The organism is Enterobacter sp. UPMP2052 (genome assembly GCF_053709675.1).
In genome coordinates this window covers 57,386-77,050 of sequence record NZ_JBSKJR010000004.1, presented here as the reverse complement: position 1 = coordinate 77,050, position 19,665 = coordinate 57,386, and the positions used below count along the sequence as shown (strand labels likewise).

Here is a 19,665-nt window from a genome sequence, read left to right as displayed (position 1 = left end):
TGATTTCAAATATAGCGATCAATTTTTGTCAGATCAACGACATTCATGATTTTCAAAATCGATTAAAATCAACTGGTTGTGTTTTTTCTGTTGAGATCGTGAAGTGAGCCACACTTTGCGCTACCATCGGAGCGCGAGAAGAAAGGAGCTAATCAATGAGCATGAAAGAGAGCGAAATGACGCAAGAAAAAGAGAGGCCAGCAGGTAGCCAGAGCTTGTTTCGCGGCCTGATGCTGATTGAGATCCTCAGCAACTATCCGAACGGGTGTCCTCTTGCCCATCTCTCCGAGCTTGCCGGGCTGAATAAGAGTACGGTTCACCGGCTACTGCAGGGGTTGCAGTCCTGCGGGTATGTCACGCCAGCTCCTGCGGCGGGCAGCTATCGTTTGACCACCAAATTTATTGCCGTCGGGCAAAAGGCGTTGTCATCCCTGAACATCATTCATGTGGCGGCACCGCATCTTGAGGCGCTGAACATCGCGACCGGCGAGACGGTGAACTTCTCCAGCCGTGAAGATGACCATGCGATCCTGATTTATAAGCTTGAGCCGACAACCGGAATGCTGCGCACCCGCGCCTATATCGGCCAGCATATGCCGCTCTACTGCTCGGCAATGGGCAAGATTTACATGGCATTTGGCCACCAAGATTATGTTGCAAGCTACTGGGAAAGCCATCAGGACCAGATCCAGCCGCTGACGCGTAATACCATCACCGAACTGGACGCGATGTACGGCGAACTGGCAGAGATCCGTGAGCACAGCATGGCCCGGGACAAAGAAGAGAATGAACTGGGGGTATCCTGTATCGCCGTGCCGGTCTTTGATATTCATGGCCGCGTGCCGTATGCCATCTCCATTTCGCTATCGACATCGCGTATGAAGCAGGTGGGCGAAAAGAACTTGCTTACCCCGTTGCGTGAAACCGCAGACGCTATCTCAAAAGAGCTTGGGTTTACGGTACGCGAGGCATAACAGACGAATCGGGCTGGTGGGAACCGTACCCGAGCGCTGAACCGCTTCAAAAACGCCAGATTTCGCACTGAACGGCAGCGAAATCTGGCGAAAGATGTTACTGGCCGCCTTCGCGCCAGGCGTTCTCAATCTCTTCGGCGAGAATTTTCACGCCCGCTTCGATTTTTTCCGGATCCGGCACGTAGTTCATGCGCATGCATTGATGCGTGTGCGGCCACGGCTTATCCAGCCCGGGGAAGAAGTAATCGCCCGGCACCATCAGCACGCCGCGTTTTTTCAGGCGCTGGTAGAGCAGTTCGGTGGTGATCGGCAGGTCTTTAAACCACAGCCACAGGAAAATGGCGCCTTCAGGTTTGTGGATCAGGCAGCGTTCTTCCGGCAAATAGCGGCGAATGATCGCGATTGTCTCCTGAACGCGCTGGTAATAGAACGGCTTGATCACCTCATTGGACAGGCGCAGCAGGTCGTTATTTTTAATCATCTCGCACATCATGGCCGGGCCTATACCGCCGGGAGAGAGGCTGATAATGCCGTTCATGTTGGTAATGGCGGTGATGATTTTTTCATTGGCGATAATGATGCCGCAGCGGCTGCCCGGCAGGCCGAGCTTGGAGAGGCTCATGCACAGAACAATGTTCGGGTTCCACAGCGGGCGTGCTTCGCTGAAAATAATGCCCGGGAACGGCACGCCGTAGGCGTTATCGATTACCAGCGGGATGTTGTGCTGATTGGCGAGCGCATCCAGCTTCATCAGCTCATCGTCGGTGATGACGTTGCCGGTCGGGTTGGTTGGCCGCGAAACGCAGATCATGCCCGTCTCTTCACCGATGTGCAGGTGCTCGAAATCGACGTGATATTTGAACTGGCCTTCCGGCAGCAGCTCAATGTTCGGGCGTGCAGAGACAAACAGGTCTTCTTCGAGGCCGGAATCGGCGTAGCCGATGTACTCCGGTGCCAGCGGGAACAACACTTTTTTGGTGGTGCCGTCGGCGCGACGTCCTGCGAACAGGTTAAACAAGTAGAAAAATGCGCTCTGGCTGCCGTTTGTCAGTGCAATATTCTGCGGTTCGATATCCCATCCGAGCTCGTCACGCAGCATGTTGGCGAGGAGCTTCAGCAGTTCGGTTTTGCCCTGGGGGCCATCGTAATTGCACAGCGCGTCGGTAGCTTTGCCGCTTTCCAGCATCTGCGCCAGCAGCGTCTGGAAGTAGGTATTCATCTCCGGGATCTGCGCCGGGTTTCCGCCGCCAAGCATGATTGCACCCGGGGTGCGCAGTCCGTCATTGAGATCTTCCATCAGGCGGGTAATGCCTGAATGGCGGGTAAATTTGTCGCCGAAAAGTGAAAACGTCATAGCAGGTGTTCTGTCTGGCTTATTATGAAAGTGGGTAACCATAACGCTAGCATCGGACAGGTGCAAATCGGGAGGAGAGGGCAGTGTTGATGTTTTATATGGTGGGTTTTGATTTATTCAGTGTATTGTTCTGATGCTTTTTTCTCCCCTCACCCCGGTCCTCTGCCCAAAGGGGCGAGGATTAGGGTGAGGGGGACGTAGCGCTTAATTTCCTGCCCACACCACCATCGCTTTATCGCCGTTGTGCTCGCGCACAAAGCCGTAACCCTCCTTAAGCGACAGCGTTTTTTGAACGCCTTCGCCTATTGCCGGATGGCGGGCGCGGAACTGGCCTAAAATCTGCCAGTGAGCGACGGTGGCGGCATTTTTACCCGTGACGTCCTGCCAGTTCATGTCCGAGCGCGTTCCCTGCAGCGGGTCGGAGCCGGTTGGACCAAATGGCCGCTCTGATTCATCGCCGTAATAGATCTGCACACTCCCCGGCGCGAGCAGGAGCAGCTCTGCCGCACGCTGGCCCCCTTCGCGGAAAAGCCGCGTATCATGCGACGAGAGATAGCTCAGGACGTTAAAGCTCTGCAGTTTTTCCGCCATCTGCTGCCAGGTCAGGTCGATGTCGGCCAGGCAGTCCACTGCCTTCGCCGCCTGCTCCTGATAATCAAAGTTGATCATCGCATCGAAACCGTGGCGGTAGTAATCGCTCTGCATAACGCCGTGGCCCCAGGACTCTCCCGTCATCCAGAACGGGGCGTTATCGACTTTTTTGTCCGGGTTAGCGGCTTTCCACGCCGCCAGGGCCTGGCCTGCCTGGTCTTTTAGCTGTTGCCACGCGTCAAGCTCAACGTGCTTCGCGGTATCGACCCGAAAACCGTCAATGCCGTAATCACGCACCCACTGGCTAAGCCAGTGCGTCAGGTAGTCACGCGGGGTGAAGCCCGGGATGACTTTCGCGTTCGTATCAGGCTTGTGCTGATAAAAGTTGGGCAGGCCGGAAGCCTCGGTCGATTCCGTTTTCAGATCCGGTAAAAAGGCCAGCGACATCGTTAAATCGTCAAAGCCAGGGTTGTCATAATCGCCGATGTCGGTGCGGATCCATTTTTTACCCCACCATGCTTCCCACGCGGCTTTATCGCTGAAATTAATGTAATCGTTAAAGCTGTGCCAGCTTTGTCCGGCCCCTGGTTTCCAGTCCGTCCAGCGCTCGCCCAGGGTTTTCTTCAGCTCATCACCTTGCAGGTATAGCGCGCCAAACTGAAACGCCTGCATGTCTGCCAGCGTGGCGTAGCCCGCGTGGTTCATCACGATGTCGAACAGAATACGGATGCCGCGCTTGTGCGCTTCATCGATCAGATGGCGCAAATCATCTTCGTTGCCCATGCTGGCATCGAGGGTGGTCCAGTCCTGGGTGTAATAGCCGTGATAGGCGTAATGGGGGAAGTCACCTTTGGTTCCACCGCCCACCCAACCGTGGATCTGCTCCAGCGGTGAGCTAATCCACAGTGCATTGACGCCGAGCTGCTGCAGATAGTCGAGTTTACCGGCAAGCCCTTTGAGATCGCCTCCGTGGAAGGTTCCAATTTCCTGCATGCCGTCTTTATGGCGGCCATAGCTGTTGTCATTGGTAGGATCGCCATTGACGAAGCGGTCCGTTAGCACGAAATATACAGTGGCGTTTTGCCAGCTAAACGGCGCGGGTTTATCGGTTTCGGCGCGCTCAAGCAGCAGCAGGCCGTTGCTGTTCGCCGCGGGCTGGAGGGTGATTTTGCCGTTTTGCACCGTCGCCGTCTGCTTGCTGTAAAAATCACGCACCACGGAGCCTTCCGGGAAGGTGTGGCTGACGTCAAGCGTAAGCGGTTTGCCGTCCCACGCTGGACACTGGCGGATAACGTTCGCGACGGTTTTTTCCGCCTCGCGTTGTACCGTCAACATCAGCGTCGGCGTGCCTGAGCGGGTATCAATCCGCATCTGGTAGCTGCCGTCGCGAAACAAACGCCACTGCGGCGGCGTGCCTTCGCAAGGTTTGAGCGACAGCATCTCGTTGAGTTTTATCGCATCGGTCGGCTGCCAGCACGCGTTGTCAAAACTGAGCGTCAGTGGGCGGGTACCCTTCGTCAGCGTTGCCTGGCTGGTAAAAACGCCGGTGCCTTCAGCCTTAAACGCGGCAAAGCCCGGTGATGACCAGTCTGCCTGCGCCAGTGCCGGTAAAAGCAGAAAAGCGAGTGCGGTGCGTTTCATTCCAAATTCCTTCGCGGCTTTTTTAACCAGTGTGCCATCGGGAAGACGGGAACAACTCCTCCCCGCGCACGTTCTGCCAGGAGGATGCGAAAGGATGAGTGATCCCGCGCAAAATTAGGCGGTTATCTGCGATATCGCGCACATTTTTTCAGAATTGATGATTTCGTGAACACGTTTCAGATGACATGGTTTCGGATTTGGACTATTTCTATACGTGCTCTTGAAGTCTATTTTTGCTATGATTTGAGATTCCGCTCTCAAATTCGAGAAAAAAATAAGGTGTTGGAATGATGAAATCCGACCAGGAGACCTAATGATATCGACTCCCATTCGACGATATGGGGCCGCGATACTCATGTTACTCACCATGGCATTTTCGGGTGAGGTGCTTGCGAAGACGCACACGGATACAACGAGTAAGAAAGCCCACGTAATAAAGACGACAAGCAGTAAGGTTAGCAGTAAACAAGAGTATTCTCGCAATAGTGCAAAGAGTAGTTCACTTCCTGATTTGCGAAAATACCCTTCCGGGACACCACGAAAAAAAGCGTTTCTCCGGACGGTAATGCCTTACATCAAAAGTCAAAATGCTGCGATTACCGCAGATCGTAACTGGCTGATCTCGAAACAGTACGAGAGCCGCTGGTCGCCGTCTGAGCGCACGCGTCTTAAAGACATTGCGAAACGCTACAAGGTGAAGTGGAACGGTAACACGCGTCGCGTGCCGTGGAACTCGCTGTTAGAGCGTGTGGACATTATTCCAGGCAGCATGGTCGCCACCATGGCCGCAGCCGAAAGCGGCTGGGGAACCTCGAAGCTGGCGCGTAACAATAACAACCTCTTTGGCATGAAATGCGCAAAAGGGCGTTGTACTAACGCGCCGGGCAAAGTGAAAGGTTATTCGCAGTTTGCATCGGTTAAAGATTCAGTAAACGCCTACGTGGTGAACCTGAATACGCATCCGGCCTACTCGTCGTTCCGTAAGTCACGCGCCCAGTTGCGTCAAGCGGATCAGGAAGTGACGGCCAGCACGATGATCCACAAGCTGAAAGGGTATTCGACTCAGGGACAGCGTTATAACAACTACCTGTTCGCCATGTTTCAGGATAACCAGCGCTTAATCGCCTCGCACATGTAATGTAAAAAAACGCCTTCCATCGGAAGGCGTTTTGTTTTCTAGATAAGCACCTCGCTGTGCCGCTCCCGATACTCTTTCGGGGTGGTGTCATACTCTTTCCTGAACACCGAGTAAAAATACTGAAGCGACGGGTAGCCGCACATCTGTGAGATTTCGTTGATCGACAGCGACGTTGAGATGAGCAGGCTGCGCGCTTTCTCCAGTTTCTCCGCATGGATCACCGCATGGATGGTTTCGCCAACCTCCTCTTTAAACCGCTTCTCCAGGTTCGAACGCGAAATGCCGACGGAATCCAGCACCTGATCGACCTTAATGCCCTTGCAGGCGTGGTTGCGGATGTAGTGCATCGCCTGAATAACTGCCGGATCGCTTAAGGAGCGGTAATCGGTTGAACGGCGCTCCACCACGCGCACGGGCGGGACCAGCAACCGTTGCAGCGGCAGCGATTCGTTATCCAGCAGCCGGTGCAGTAGCTTCGCCGCCTGATAGCCCATTTGACGTGTTCCCTGAGCGACCGAGGATAGCGCCACGCGCGACAGGTAGCGCGTCAGCTCTTCGTTATCAATACCAATGACGCACAGCTTTTCAGGCACCGGAATGTGCAGATGCTCGCAGACCTGAAGCACGTGGCGGGCGCGGGCGTCCGTGACGGCAATAATCCCGGTTTGCGGCGGCAGCGTTTGCAGCCAGTCTGCCAGGCGGTTTTGCGCGTGCTGCCAGTTTTCCGGTGCGGTCTCCAGCCCCTGGTACACTACGCCGCGATATTTCTCCTGCGCGACCAGCTGACAGAATGCGTGCTCACGCTCCACCGCCCAGCGTTTGCCGCTTGAGGCGGGCAACCCGTAAAAGGCAAAACGGTGCACGCCTTTCTCTTTTAAATGGAGAAAGGCGGCTTCAACCAGGGCATGGTTATCGGTGGCGATGTAGTGCACCGGCGGGTAGCTGTCGGGGGAATAATACGAGCCGCCGACGCCGACGATGGGGACATCGACGTCCGTCAGCAACTGCTCAATCACCGGGTCGTCATAGTCGGCGATAACGCCATCGCCCAGCCAGTCCTTGATGTTCTCGAGCCGGGTGCGGAAATCCTCTTCAATAAAAATATCCCATTCGGATTGCGACGCCTGCAAATATTCACCAACCCCTTCGACCACCTGACGGTCGTAAGCTTTATTGGCATTGAATAACAACGTAATGCGGTGACGCTTCTCAAACATGGCTGCTTTCCCAAATAAGTAACGATGCTGTTCTCAGGCTCGCCGCTTGGTGGCGGAGTCCATCCAGACCGCCAGCAACAGAATGGCGCCCTTGACGATATACTGCCAAAACGTTGGAACGTCCATCATACTCATTCCATTATCCAGCGAAGCCATAATAAATGCGCCCATCACCGCACCCGCGACGCTACCGATCCCCCCGGCGAGGCTGGTTCCACCAATCACACAGGCGGCGATGGCATCCAGCTCGGCGATGTTCCCGGCTGACGGCGAACCGGCTCCGAGGCGGGAGCTGAGGATCAGCCCGGCAATCGCGACCATCAGGCCGTTGATGGCAAAGACTGCGAGTTTGGTGCGTTCTACGTTGATACCCGACAGACGCGCCGCCTCAAGATTGCCGCCAATGGCATAAATACGCCGGCCAAACGCCGTGCGCGTCGCCATAAACATGCCGCCCAGCAGCAGAAGGGCCAGCAGTAAAACCGGCGTCGGCACGCCGCGATAATCGTTCAGTAGCCAGATTGCCCCCAGCACGATCGCCGCCGTCAGCGCCTGACGCCCCACCACGGCGGTGGACGCAGGTGCTGCCAGCCCGAGCGCCTGACGGCGCATACGGCCGCGCCACTGCCACGCGACAAAGGCCATCAGCCCGACCACGCCGATCGTAAAGCCGATGCCATCGGAGAGGTAACTCTGCCCAATTTGCGACATGGCGGCGCTGGTAGGGGAGACGGTAGTGCCGTTGGTAATGCCAATCAAAATGCCGCGAAAGGCGAGCATGCCCGCGAGGGTAACGATAAACGACGGGACTTTGCGGTAGGCGACCCACCATCCGTTCCATGCCCCGAGCAGCAGGCCCAGCACCAGCGTGACCGCTACGGTCAGTGGCAGCGGCCACCCGAGCCAGACGTCAAAAATGGCCGCTACGCCGCCGAGCAGGCCCATCATCGAACCGACCGACAGGTCGATTTCTGCGGAGATAATCACGAACACCATCCCCACGGCCAGAATGCCCGTGATGGCCGTCTGGCGCAGCAGGTTAGAAACGTTGCGCGCGCTCAGGTAAGAGCCGTCGGTCATCCAGGTAAAGAACAGCATGATGGCGATAATCGCCGCGATCATCACGAAAACCTGCAGGTTGAGCGCCTTAAGCCCGGAAAACGCGCCGGGCGTCGGAACAGCGACTTTGATATCAGACGGATTGCTTTTCGACATGACGTTCGCTCCTTAAAGCGGCTTCCATCACCTGCTCCTGCGTCAGGTTCTGGTTGATCAGGTTGGCTTTGAGTTTCCCTTCGTGCATAACCAGCACGCGGTCGCTCAGGCCCAGCACTTCAGGTAATTCAGACGAGATGACAATGACGGCAATCCCTTGCTGCACAAGCTGGTTGATCAGCTTGTAGATTTCATATTTCGCACCGATATCAATCCCGCGCGTCGGCTCGTCCAGAATCAGAATCCGGGGGTTGAGCAGCAGACAGCGCGCCAGGATAGCCTTCTGCTGATTGCCGCCGCTGAGACGCCCGATGGCCAGGTCGGGAGAGGAGGTTTTCACCTTCAGCCTGGCGAGCGACTGCAAAATGCACTGCTGCTCCGCCGCGTCGTCCAGGGCCGTCAGTGCACCGGAAAACTGACCGAGCGCGGCAAGCGTAACGTTTTGACCCACGGCCATGACCGGCACAATGCCGTCTTTTTTGCGATCTTCCGGCACCATCGCGATGCCGTGGGCAATCGCCTGCTGGCAGTTGGTGATGTGTACTGGCTGACCGTCGATAAAGATGTTGCCCTCCCAGCGTCCCGGCCAGACGCCGAAGAGACACTGAACGGCTTCGGTCCGTCCTGCGCCCACTAACCCTGCAATACCGAGGATTTCGCCACGGTGCAGCGAAAAGGAGAGGGTGTTGACGCGCTTGATATGCCGGTTAACGGGGTGCCACGCGGTGAGGTTTTCGACACGCAGGATCTCCTCGCCCACGGTATGTGGCTCGTTCGGGTACAGCGCGGTCAGTTCGCGGCCAACCATCATGGTGATGATGTCATCCTCACTCATCCCGGCGGCGTCGCGCGTGCCGATGTGCTGCCCGTCGCGGATCACGCAGATGGTGTCCGAGATGGCTTTCACCTCATTAAGCTTGTGCGAAATATAGATGCAGGCAATGCCGTGATTTTGCAGGTCGCGGATGATGTTAAGCAGAACCGCCGTTTCCTGCTCGGTGAGTGAGGCGGTAGGCTCATCAAGGATCAGCAGGCGTACCTGCTTGTTCAGCGCCTTGGCGATCTCAACCAGCTGCTGCTGGCCCAGACCCAGATCGCCTACGCGCGTGTCGGGTGAAATGGCGAGGCTGACCTGCGCCAGCAGTTTTTCACAGCGCAGCGTCATGGTGTCGTAATCCAGCACGCCGTGACGGGAAATTTCAGCCCCGAGAAAGATGTTCTCCAGCACGGTAAGATGCTTTACCAGCGCCAGCTCCTGGTGAATAATGGCAATCCCTTTGCGCTCGGTATCGCGGATGTGCGCGGCCTGGAGCGTTTCGCCGGCAAACACAATTTCGCCTTCGTAGCTGCCGTGAGGATAGATCCCGCACAGGACTTTCATCAGCGTGGACTTACCCGACCCGTTCTCGCCGCACAGCGACATCACTTCGCCAGGGTTGAGCCTGAGGCTCACGTTGTCGACGGCCTTCACGACGCCAAACGCTTTGGTGATGCTTTTCATTTCAAGTAAATAAGACATAACTGCTCCGCTGACCCGATAAAGAAACAGGACATGTCGATGCGCCCCCGCAGAGCAGGGGCCGCGCTGGATTACAGTTCACTCTTTTTGTGGAAACCGTCTTTAATGACGGTGGCATCAATATTGTCTTTATTGACTTCAATAGGGGTGAGCAGGCGAGCCGGAACGTCTTTCAGGCCGTTGTTGAGCGAGGTATCGGCTTTAGGCTGTTGGCCATTCCCCAGCTCAACGGCAATTTCTGCCGCCGTGTTCGCCAGTTCGGTGATGGGTTTGTATACCGTCATGGTTTGGGTGCCTGCGATAATGCGCTTCACCCCGGCGAGGTCGGCATCCTGGCCCGAAATAGCCACTTTCCCTGCAAGCCCCTGCGCGCTGAGCGCCTGAATCGCCCCGCCTGCGGTGGCATCGTTCGACGCCACAACGGCATCAATTTTGTTATTGTTCGCGGTTAAGGCATTTTCCATAATTTTCAGCGCGTTTTCAGGCAGCCAGCCGTCAGCCCACTGATCGCCGACGACGTGAATTTTGCCCTCGTCGATATACGGCTTAAGCACTTTCATTTGCCCTTCACGGAACAGCTTGGCGTTGTTATCGACCGGTGAACCGCCCATCAGGAAATAATTCCCCTGAGGCACTTTGTCGACCAGACTTTTTGCCTGTAATTCGCCGACTTTTTCATTATCAAACGAAATATAAAAATCAATATCCGCATTATTAATCATGCGGTCATAGGCCAGCACTTTTATGCCTTCCTGTTTTGCTTCTTTAACCACATTACTGAGTACCTGGCCGTTATAAGGGATAATGACCAGCACATCGACGCCACGGTTAATCATATTTTCAATCTGTGACATCTGGGTTTCTTCGTTGCCGTTAGCGGATTGCACAAACACTTCGGCACCCAGTGATTCCGCTTTTTTAACAAAAATATCGCGATCTTTTTGCCAGCGCTCCAGGCGCAGGTCGTCAATCGCCATGCCGATTTTGACCTCTTTGGCGTGTCCGGCAAAGCTGGCTAGCAGGAGAGTAGTGCAGAGAGTAAGGGTCAGGTTCTTTATCTTCATAATTATCAGGCCTTTTTGTAGGGGTATGTGTTGCTGAGATAAAAGAAACATTCACTGCTGAGACGCAGCAAATTCTTAACGTGGAGAGGCCCGCTGGCAATTACAGATTTTTATCTTCTCATTATGATATTTGGTTTATTTCCGAATTTATGACCGCGATCGGATTTTAAAATGCGTAACGTACTAATTACATTTGATTCTGGAATAAGCGCAGAAAAAGCGTTGCCAGCGCATTATTTTGCGAGCCAGCGCACAGTTGTGCATTCTCTCAATAGCAGTGTGAAATAACGTAATTGAGCAACGTTAAATGTCTATTCACTATTACTCCTGTCGCACTCTTACGCCGCATACCCTGATTATGGAGCTGAATATGCAAGCTTATTTCGACCAACTCGATCGCGTTCGTTACGAAGGCACGAAAACGACCAATCCTTTAGCATTTCGTCACTACAACCCGGATGAGCTGGTGCTGGGTAAGCGCATGGAAGATCATCTGCGCTTTGCCGCCTGTTACTGGCATACCTTCTGCTGGAACGGTGCCGACATGTTCGGCGTGGGCGCGTTTGACCGCCCGTGGCAGCAGCCGGGTGAAGCCATTGAACTGGCGAAGCGTAAGGCAGACGTTGCCTTTGAATTCTTCCACAAGCTGAACGTGCCCTACTACTGCTTCCATGATGTGGACGTGTCGCCGGAAGGCGCATCGCTGAAAGAGTACCTGAACAACTTTGCGCAGATGACGGACGTGCTGGCTGAAAAACAGCAGCAAAGCGGCGTAAAACTGCTGTGGGGCACGGCGAACTGCTTTACCAACCCGCGTTACGGCGCAGGCGCCGCAACCAACCCGGACCCGGAAGTGTTTAGCTGGGCTGCCACGCAGGTGGTGACGGCGATGAATGCCACGCACACGTTAGGCGGCGAAAACTATGTGCTGTGGGGCGGACGTGAAGGCTATGAAACCTTGCTCAATACCGACCTGCGTCAGGAACGTGAACAGATTGGCCGCTTTATGCAGATGGTGGTCGACCATAAGCACAAAATCGGCTTCCGCGGTACGCTGTTGATTGAGCCGAAGCCGCAGGAGCCCACCAAGCACCAGTATGATTACGACGTGGCAACCGTGTATGGCTTCCTGAAGCAGTTTGGTCTGGAAAAAGAGATCAAAGTGAACATCGAGGCTAACCACGCAACCCTGGCGGGCCACGCCTTCCACCATGAAATCGCCTCGGCTATCGCGCTCGGCATTTTCGGCTCCGTGGATGCCAACCGCGGTGACCCGCAGCTGGGCTGGGATACCGACCAGTTCCCGAACAGCGTCGAGGAGAACGCGCTGGTGATGTATGAAATCATCAAAGCGGGCGGCTTCACTACCGGTGGCCTGAACTTCGATGCCAAAGTACGTCGTCAAAGCACCGACAAATACGATCTGTTCTACGGCCATATCGGCGCGATGGATACCATGGCGCTGGCGCTGAAAGTTGCCGCCCGTATGATTGAAGACGGTGAACTGGATAAACGTGTGGCGAAGCGCTACAGCGGCTGGAACAGTGAGCTGGGTCAGCAAATTTTGAAAGGCCAGTTATCGCTTGCCGAAATCGCGAAGTACGCTGAACAGCATCAGCTGGCGCCGCAGCATCAGAGTGGCCATCAGGAGCTGCTGGAAAATCTGGTCAATCACTATCTGTTCGATAAATAACAGGTCTCGCCGGGCGGCGTGTTGTTTGCCCGGCCTCCGGTTTTTGTAGGCCCGGTCAGCGCTGCGCTACCGGGCATGTTCAGTTAAGGAACCCACAATATGTACATTGGGATCGATCTGGGTACGTCGGGCGTGAAGGCCATCCTGTTAAGCGAGCAGGGAGATGTGCTGGCCTCGCAAACCGAGAAATTGCAGGTTTCGCGCCCGCATCCGCTGTGGTCGGAACAGGACCCGGAACAGTGGTGGCAGGCGACGGATTGCGCGATTCAGGCGTTAAGTGAACAGCACAGCCTGCAAGAGGTGAAAGCGCTGGGAATTGCCGGGCAGATGCACGGCGCAACGCTGCTGGACAGCCAGCACCGCGTGCTGCGGCCCGCCATTCTCTGGAACGATGGCCGCTGTGCAGAGGAGTGCGCACTCCTCGAAGAACGCGTGCCTGCCTCTCGCGAGATAACCGGCAACCTGATGATGCCAGGGTTTACGGCACCCAAACTGCTGTGGGTGCAACGCCATGAACCGGAGATTTTCCGCCAGGTGGCGAAGGTTTTACTGCCAAAAGATTACCTGCGCTTTCGCATGACGGGCGAGTTTGCCAGCGACATGTCTGACGCAGCGGGCACCATGTGGCTCGACGTGGCGAAGCGCGACTGGAGCGCAGCCATGCTCGATGCCTGCCATTTGACGCGCGACCATATGCCTGCGCTCTTCGAAGGCAGCGAGGTGACCGGAACCTTAACGCCGACGGTGGCGCAACGCTGGAAAATGCCAGCCGTGCCCGTCGTCGCCGGTGGCGGTGATAACGCGGCGGGAGCGGTTGGCGTGGGAATGACCGAGGCAGGGCAGGCGATGCTCTCGCTGGGCACCTCCGGGGTCTATTTTGCCGTGAGCGACGGCTATCGCAGTAACCCTGAGAATGCGGTTCACAGCTTTTGCCATGCGCTACCGGGTAAATGGCATCTGATGTCGGTGATGCTGAGCGCCGCCTCCTGTCTGGACTGGGCCGCAAAACTGACCGGCATGGCGGACGTTCCGGCGCTGATTGCCGCCGCGCAGCAGGCGGATGATCAGGCTGGCGCGGTGTGGTTTTTACCCTATCTCTCCGGGGAGCGTACGCCGCATAACAACCCGGAAGCGAAAGGCGTGTTCTTTGGTTTAACGCATCAGCACGGCCCGGCCGAGCTGGCACGCGCGGTGCTGGAAGGCGTCGGTTATGCGCTGGCGGATGGCATGGACGTGGTGCATGACTGTGGTCTTACGCCGTCGAGCATCACTCTGATTGGCGGCGGGGCGCGCAGCAGCTACTGGCGGCAGATGCTTGCTGATATTAGCGGGTTCCAGCTGGATTATCGTACCGGTGGTGATGTCGGTCCTGCGCTGGGGGCGGCGCGTCTGGCGCAGATTGCGCTGAACCCTGAAAAGTCTCTGTCGCAACTTCTGCCACAGTTGCCGCTTGAGGCGCAGCATTTTCCTGATGAGAAAAACCATGCTCGCTACGGCGAGCGGCGCGACGTGTTCCGCAAAATTTATCAGCAGCTTTTACCGCTGATGTCTTAAACAGGTGCCGGGTGGCGCTGACGCTCACCCGGCCTACACTCCACCTGTATCGGGTTAGCTCACAAACCTGCGCGTATCGATTTTCTGCAACAGCATGGACAGCAGCAGGCTCGCTGCCAGCGTGGCGGAAAAAATCCAGATAATGTCCAGCAGTGGCCAGCTTTTCAGCTCAACGCCGCGCGTACGAAGCGCGTGGATCACCAGCGCATGAAAACCGTAAATCCCCAGCGAGTGGCGTGAGATAAAGCCCAGCACCGGAAGCGGGCGGCTGTTCAGGGTATTTTTCACAAGCGTGAGCAGGGAAACCGCACAGATAAAGACCATCGGGCCACAGTACAGGTACCAGGTATCGGCAAAGTTGCCGCGCCACTGCAGTTCGTGCAGCGTGCCTCGTGAAATTATCCCCACGCTGAGGATAAACGCCGCCCCGCAAAGCAGGTTTAGCCCCCGTTTGCCGGTATCCATCATGCCGATGGCGCGCCCCAGCATGCCGTACAGCACGTAGTAAAACGTGTCGCCGTTGATATAAAGATCGACGGGCAGCCACTCAAAACCAGCGACTTTCTGCGAGACGGTATTCGGGTTTGCCACGATGCCAATCACAACCATTAAAGCCAGCAGCATTTTGCCGCCAATATGTTTTACCTGGATCAGCGGAGAGACCAGGTAGATAACGATAATGGCGAAGAAGAACCACAGATGATAGAACACCGGTTTTTGCAGCAGATTTTTCAGCGACAGCCCGGCGTTGATTGACGTAAACAGCGTGATGTAGAGCAGCGCGACGGCGCTGTAAAACAGCAGACACGAGGCGATGCGGATAAAGTGCCGTGGCTGCGCGCTACGCTCGCCAAAAAAGAGAAAGCCGGAGATCATAAAGAATAACGGCACGCTGACGCGGGAGGCGGAGTTAAGAATATTCGCGATATCCCAGTTAACCTGACTGATACTGTGCGCGTTGGTGACATACCAGGTGGTCGTGTGGATCATCACCACCATCAGGCACGCTATGCCCCGCAGGTTATCAATCCAGTTAATTTTTGACTGCATCAGGCCCTCTGTTGTCCGGATAAAGAAAGTGTGACCATCATTGTCTTAATGCTTTCCCTTGGAAAAATCTGAGTTTTATTCATTAAACTTGTCGTCGAGACGAGAGGTTCGCAGAATGCTGACACATAATCTATAAAAGCGTTGATACTAAAAATAACAGCCCCAGACGAGGCCGGTAATAAAAATGATGATGAAGCGTGTAGTGTCTCTCTTTCTGCTGTTGATGCTCGCAGGATGCAGTACGTCGCAGGAAGCCCCGGTGCAAAAAGCACAGCAGGGGAAAATTAGCCCGGAACGCACGCTGGGCATGGAGCAACTCTGTAAAGATCGGGCGGCCCATCGCTATAACGCTGAGGCGCAAAATATTGCCGTCACCGGCTTTGAGCATTTTCAGGGAAGCTATGAGATGCGGGGGCATACCGCGCGTAAAGAGGGCTTTGTCTGTTCATTTGACGCGGACGGCCAGTTTTTACACCTCTCGATGCGCTAGAGTGCGCGTATAATCAGCAATCAGGCCGTTCATGGATTTTAGCGGGGCGGCTTATTTCCCAATTTTCCCTAAACAACCCCGTTTCGTACTGTATATCTTGCAGCCAGCGGGTATACTGATCCCTTCCTTTTGAAACCACACGTATCCAGCACGAAATACTATGCAAAAGTTTGATACCAAGACCTTCCAGGGCCTGATCCTGACCTTACAGGATTACTGGGCTCGTCAGGGCTGCACCATTGTTCAACCTTTGGACATGGAAGTCGGCGCCGGCACTTCACACCCAATGACCAGCTTACGCGCATTGGGGCCAGAGCCAATGGCTACTGCCTATGTTCAGCCTTCCCGTCGTCCGACCGATGGCCGTTACGGCGAAAACCCGAACCGTCTGCAGCACTACTATCAGTTCCAGGTGGTGATTAAGCCATCCCCGGAAAACATTCAGGAACTGTACCTTGGGTCGCTGAAAGAGCTGGGCATGGATCCGACCATTCACGATATTCGTTTCGTGGAAGATAACTGGGAAAACCCAACGCTGGGTGCCTGGGGTCTGGGCTGGGAAGTGTGGCTGAACGGTATGGAAGTGACGCAGTTCACTTACTTCCAGCAGGTGGGTGGTCTGGAATGTAAACCGATCACCGGTGAAATCACCTACGGTCTGGAACGTCTGGCGATGTACATTCAGGGCGTAGACAGCGTTTACGACCTGGTCTGGAGCGACGGCCCGCTGGGGAAAACAACCTACGGCGACGTGTTCCATCAGAACGAAGTGGAGCAATCCACTTACAACTTCGAATACGCGGACGTGGACTTCCTGTTCACCTGCTTCGAGCAATACGAGAAAGAGGCGCAGCAGTTGCTGGCGCTGGAGACTCCGCTGCCGCTGCCCGCCTACGAGCGTATTCTGAAGGCCGCCCACAGCTTCAACCTGCTGGACGCCCGCAAAGCCATCTCCGTGACTGAACGTCAGCGCTATATCCTGCGTATTCGCACCCTGACCAAAGCCGTTGCAGAAGCTTACTACGCGTCCCGTGAAGCCCTTGGCTTCCCGATGTGCAACCGAAACAAATAAGAGGCGGCCATGTCTGAGAAAACTTTCCTGGTGGAAATCGGCACCGAAGAGCTGCCACCAAAAGCCCTGCGCAGCCTGGCTGAATCTTTCGCTGCGAACGTAACGGCCGAGCTGGATAACGCTGGCCTGGCACACGGTAAAATTGAGTGGTTTGCTGCACCGCGTCGTCTGGCGCTGAAAGTGGCAAATCTGGCGGCGTCACAGCCGGATCGTGAAGTGGAAAAACGTGGCCCGGCGATTGCTCAGGCGTTCGACGCGGAAGGCAAACCGAGCAAAGCGGCTGAAGGCTGGGCGCGCGGCTGCGGTATCACCGTTGATCAGGCCGAGCGTCTGACCACTGACAAAGGCGAGTGGCTGCTGTATCGCGCTCATGTCAAAGGCGAAAGCGCAGAAGCGCTGCTGCCAAACATGATTGCAACCTCGCTGGCTAAGCTGCCTATTCCAAAACTGATGCGCTGGGGCGCGTCCGACGTGCACTTCGTGCGTCCGGTTCACACCGTGACCCTGCTGCTCGGTGATACCGTTATTCCTGCTACCATTCTCGGCGTCGCGTCCGATCGCGTGATCCGTGGCCACCGCTTTATGGGCGAGCCGGAATTCACTATCGACAATGCCGACCAGTACCCGCAGATCCTGCTGGAGCGCGGTAAGGTCATTGCCGACTACGAGCAGCGTAAAGCCAAAATCAAAGCGGATGCCGAAGAAGCGGCACGCCAGATTGGCGGCAACGCAGACCTGAGCGAAAGCCTGCTGGAAGAGGTGACCTCTCTGGTCGAATGGCCGGTTGTGCTGACCGCGAAGTTCGAAGAGAAATTCCTCGCCGTTCCGGCTGAAGCGCTGGTGTACACCATGAAGGGTGACCAGAAGTACTTCCCGGTTTACGCCAACGACGGCAAACTGCTGCCAAACTTCATTTTCGTGGCGAACATCGAATCGAAAGATCCGTCCCAGATTATCTCCGGTAACGAGAAAGTGGTGCGTCCGCGTCTGGCAGATGCTGAGTTCTTCTTCAATACCGACCGTAAAAAGCGTCTGGAAGACAACCTGCCGCGCCTGCAGACCGTGCTGTTCCAGCAGCAGTTGGGTACGCTGCGTGACAAGACCGACCGTATTGCAGAGCTGTCCGGTTGGATCGCCCGTGAAATCGGTGCAGACGTCAACCACGCTACCCGCGCGGGCCTGCTGTCCAAGTGCGACCTGATGACCAACATGGTGTTCGAATTCACCGACACCCAGGGCGTGATGGGCATGCACTACGCGCGCCATGACGGTGAAGCGGAAGACGTGGCTGTCGCCCTGAACGAGCAGTACCAGCCGCGCTTTGCGGGTGACGATCTGCCGTCCAATCCGGTGGCCTGCGCCGTCGCGATCGCCGATAAAATGGATACCCTGGCGGGCATCTTCGGTATCGGTCAGCATCCGAAAGGCGATAAAGACCCGTTTGCGCTGCGTCGTGCCGCACTTGGCGTGCTGCGTATCATCGTTGAGAAGAACCTGAACCTGGATCTGCAGACCCTGACCGAAGAAGCGGTGCGCCTGTACGGTGACAAGCTGACAAACGCGAAGGTTGTGGATGACGTTATCGACTTCATGCTGGGGCGTTTCCGCGCCTGGTATCAGGATGAAGGCTACACCGTTGACACCATTCAGGCGGTGCTGGCGCGTCGTCCAACCCGTCCGGCAGATTTCGATGCGCGCATGAAGGCGGTTTCTCACTTCCGTACGCTGGACGCGGCGGCTGCGCTGGCTGCGGCCAACAAGCGAGTCTCTAACATCCTGGCGAAATCCGACGAGACGCTGAACGAGCGTGTTAACGCCGCCACGCTGAAAGAGCCGGAAGAGATCGCTCTGGCGATGCAGGTTGTGGTGCTGCGTGACAAACTGGAACCGTTCTTCGCCGAAGGTCGCTACCAGGAAGCGCTGGTCGAGTTGTCTGAACTGCGTGAAGCGATTGACGCTTTCTTCGAGAAAGTGATGGTGAACGTAGAAGATCAGGAACTGCGTATTAACCGCCTGACCATGCTCGAAAAACTGCGCGAACTGTTCCTGCGCGTAGCGGATATTTCGCTGCTGCAGTAATGCGCCTTTTGCCCGGCGGCGCGCCGCTTAGCCGGGCCTGCAAAGGCTATAAACCCGCTTCGGCGGGTTTTTTATCGGCTAAATTTCCCCCTATCCCATCCTTCTCCCCGTGCGGTGAGATCCACCGAGGGCGCAACCGCGATTCCACCGGCATCATAGAAAAAAGCGGATGTTGTAAAATTGTAGATGGTGCCATACACCGTAAAAGAAACGTTATTGCCTATTCCGTCCACTTTTGCGTTGGGGGTATTGGCCGTAAGTGTCGGGGCTATGCCTTGTTTTTCCAGCATGACCAGGGGGTCGCCGTTTAACTTACCTGATAAGAAATAGCGGTAGACGTTACTCGTAGTCATATTGGCCCCCGCATATTCGGTAATATATAACCACGTTCTGGGAGTGAGCTGACGAGCCTCGTAGAGCTTGTCTCGAACTGTTATGCGTTGCTCGTATTGAAGATAAAAATAACCAAAAATCATGGCCGCCATGGTTATACTGATGACCCAGTGTAGCGCCTTAAAGGTGGTGCTGTTTAACATAGTCTATGCCTTGCTGTATCCAGAATTGATCTATTGGGTCATCTCCATACGGGAGATGATTAGAATAGAAATGTCCCCAGCGCTCGGTATCTGATGTGCCGGCTATTTCCTGAGCTGCGCCGCCAGCGATATGTAATATTTTTTCGGGTATACAAGCGGCGTAACCCACAGCACCGTAATGAAAATTACCAAAGTCAGCCCACGATCTGCTTCTTTGTTTGTAATCCCACGGGCCTCTGTTTCGTACTCGTTGATAAAACCATAAATAGGTTAAGGGCGTTGCCATTTCCTGTACTTCTCTACGAGCACGCGCTTGCCGGATGTGCTCATTTAATGTGTCTAATCCCTTAGGTGGATAAAGAGGAATACAAGCCATTGTAATAGTCCTTTCGTATAATGGAGAGAAGAAAATAAGATGATTATATTTGTTATGTAATGCTTAAGATCAAACTCTATTACGTTAGATTCAATTAATTCA

16 protein-coding genes are annotated in these 19,665 nt (G+C 55.3%); 7 read left to right on the top strand and 9 right to left on the bottom strand.

Translation table 11 applies throughout. The annotated features are described in order from the left end of the window. Positions 1-155: 155 nt before the first annotated feature. On the top strand, positions 156-974 hold the full coding sequence (gene yiaJ / locus ACWKX3_RS13930) for an IclR family transcriptional regulator YiaJ (protein WP_101736798.1): 819 nt from the start codon (positions 156-158) through the stop codon (positions 972-974). 97 nt (positions 975-1,071) lie between these two features. On the opposite strand, the gene avtA is transcribed toward yiaJ, so the two are convergent. Next, positions 1,072-2,328: a valine--pyruvate transaminase gene (avtA, locus tag ACWKX3_RS13925; RefSeq protein WP_058610514.1), complete on the bottom strand. Its 1,257-nt coding sequence runs from the start codon at positions 2,326-2,328 to the stop codon at positions 1,072-1,074. Between the two features lie 204 nt (positions 2,329-2,532). Beyond that, positions 2,533-4,560, bottom strand: coding sequence for an alpha-amylase (locus ACWKX3_RS13920; protein WP_454541966.1), 2,028 nt, complete (start codon positions 4,558-4,560; stop codon positions 2,533-2,535). A gap of 313 nt (positions 4,561-4,873) precedes the next feature. Between ACWKX3_RS13920 and ACWKX3_RS13915 the strand changes: the two genes are divergently transcribed. Next, on the top strand, positions 4,874-5,698 hold the full coding sequence (locus ACWKX3_RS13915) for a protein bax (protein ID WP_220710813.1): 825 nt from the start codon (positions 4,874-4,876) through the stop codon (positions 5,696-5,698). Between the two features lie 38 nt (positions 5,699-5,736). On the opposite strand, the gene xylR is transcribed toward ACWKX3_RS13915, so the two are convergent. From xylR to xylF, 4 genes are all read right to left on the bottom strand, one after another. Beyond that, positions 5,737-6,915 (bottom strand): D-xylose utilization transcriptional activator XylR, encoded by a 1,179-nt coding sequence (gene xylR / locus ACWKX3_RS13910; protein ID WP_006177776.1) that lies wholly within the window; start codon positions 6,913-6,915, stop codon positions 5,737-5,739. 33 nt (positions 6,916-6,948) lie between these two features. Beyond that, positions 6,949-8,130 (bottom strand): xylose ABC transporter permease XylH, encoded by a 1,182-nt coding sequence (gene xylH / locus ACWKX3_RS13905; RefSeq protein ID WP_454541965.1) that lies wholly within the window; start codon positions 8,128-8,130, stop codon positions 6,949-6,951. Beyond that, on the bottom strand, positions 8,108-9,649 hold the full coding sequence (locus tag ACWKX3_RS13900) for a xylose ABC transporter ATP-binding protein (RefSeq protein ID WP_101736801.1): 1,542 nt from the start codon (positions 9,647-9,649) through the stop codon (positions 8,108-8,110). Before ACWKX3_RS13900 ends, xylH begins: the two co-directional genes overlap by 23 nt. 71 nt (positions 9,650-9,720) lie before the next feature. Continuing rightward, positions 9,721-10,713: a D-xylose ABC transporter substrate-binding protein gene (gene xylF / locus ACWKX3_RS13895; protein ID WP_058610518.1), complete on the bottom strand. Its 993-nt coding sequence runs from the start codon at positions 10,711-10,713 to the stop codon at positions 9,721-9,723. Positions 10,714-11,083: 370 nt separating this feature from the next. On the opposite strand from xylF, the gene xylA reads away from it, so the two are divergent. After that, entirely contained in the window at positions 11,084-12,406 is a 1,323-nt protein-coding gene (gene xylA / locus ACWKX3_RS13890) for a xylose isomerase (RefSeq protein ID WP_137903457.1), read from the top strand. 99 nt (positions 12,407-12,505) lie between these two features. Continuing rightward, entirely contained in the window at positions 12,506-13,960 is a 1,455-nt protein-coding gene (gene xylB, locus ACWKX3_RS13885) for a xylulokinase (protein ID WP_454541964.1), read from the top strand. A gap of 54 nt (positions 13,961-14,014) precedes the next feature. Here the strand turns inward: xylB and ACWKX3_RS13880 are convergent, their stop codons facing one another. Next, entirely contained in the window at positions 14,015-15,010 is a 996-nt protein-coding gene (locus ACWKX3_RS13880) for an acyltransferase (RefSeq protein WP_006177782.1), read from the bottom strand. Positions 15,011-15,194: 184 nt separating this feature from the next. Here ACWKX3_RS13880 and ACWKX3_RS13875 point away from each other — a divergent pair, with 184 nt between their 5' ends. From ACWKX3_RS13875 to glyS, 3 genes are all read left to right on the top strand, one after another. Further along, complete coding sequence (locus tag ACWKX3_RS13875; RefSeq protein WP_006177783.1) at positions 15,195-15,500, top strand: YsaB family lipoprotein; 306 nt, start codon at positions 15,195-15,197, stop codon at positions 15,498-15,500. Positions 15,501-15,660: 160 nt separating this feature from the next. After that, positions 15,661-16,572 (top strand): glycine--tRNA ligase subunit alpha, encoded by a 912-nt coding sequence (gene glyQ, locus ACWKX3_RS13870; protein WP_006177784.1) that lies wholly within the window; start codon positions 15,661-15,663, stop codon positions 16,570-16,572. Positions 16,573-16,581: 9 nt separating this feature from the next. Beyond that, positions 16,582-18,651: a glycine--tRNA ligase subunit beta gene (gene glyS, locus ACWKX3_RS13865; RefSeq protein ID WP_088209036.1), complete on the top strand. Its 2,070-nt coding sequence runs from the start codon at positions 16,582-16,584 to the stop codon at positions 18,649-18,651. A gap of 71 nt (positions 18,652-18,722) precedes the next feature. Here glyS and ACWKX3_RS13860 read toward each other — a convergent pair whose 3' ends face one another. Further along, on the bottom strand, positions 18,723-19,187 hold the full coding sequence (locus ACWKX3_RS13860; RefSeq protein WP_442780078.1) for a hypothetical protein: 465 nt from the start codon (positions 19,185-19,187) through the stop codon (positions 18,723-18,725). Next, positions 19,165-19,563: a polymorphic toxin type 44 domain-containing protein gene (locus tag ACWKX3_RS13855; protein ID WP_282484656.1), complete on the bottom strand. Its 399-nt coding sequence runs from the start codon at positions 19,561-19,563 to the stop codon at positions 19,165-19,167. Before ACWKX3_RS13855 ends, ACWKX3_RS13860 begins: the two co-directional genes overlap by 23 nt. Between the last annotated feature and the right edge of the window lie 102 nt (positions 19,564-19,665).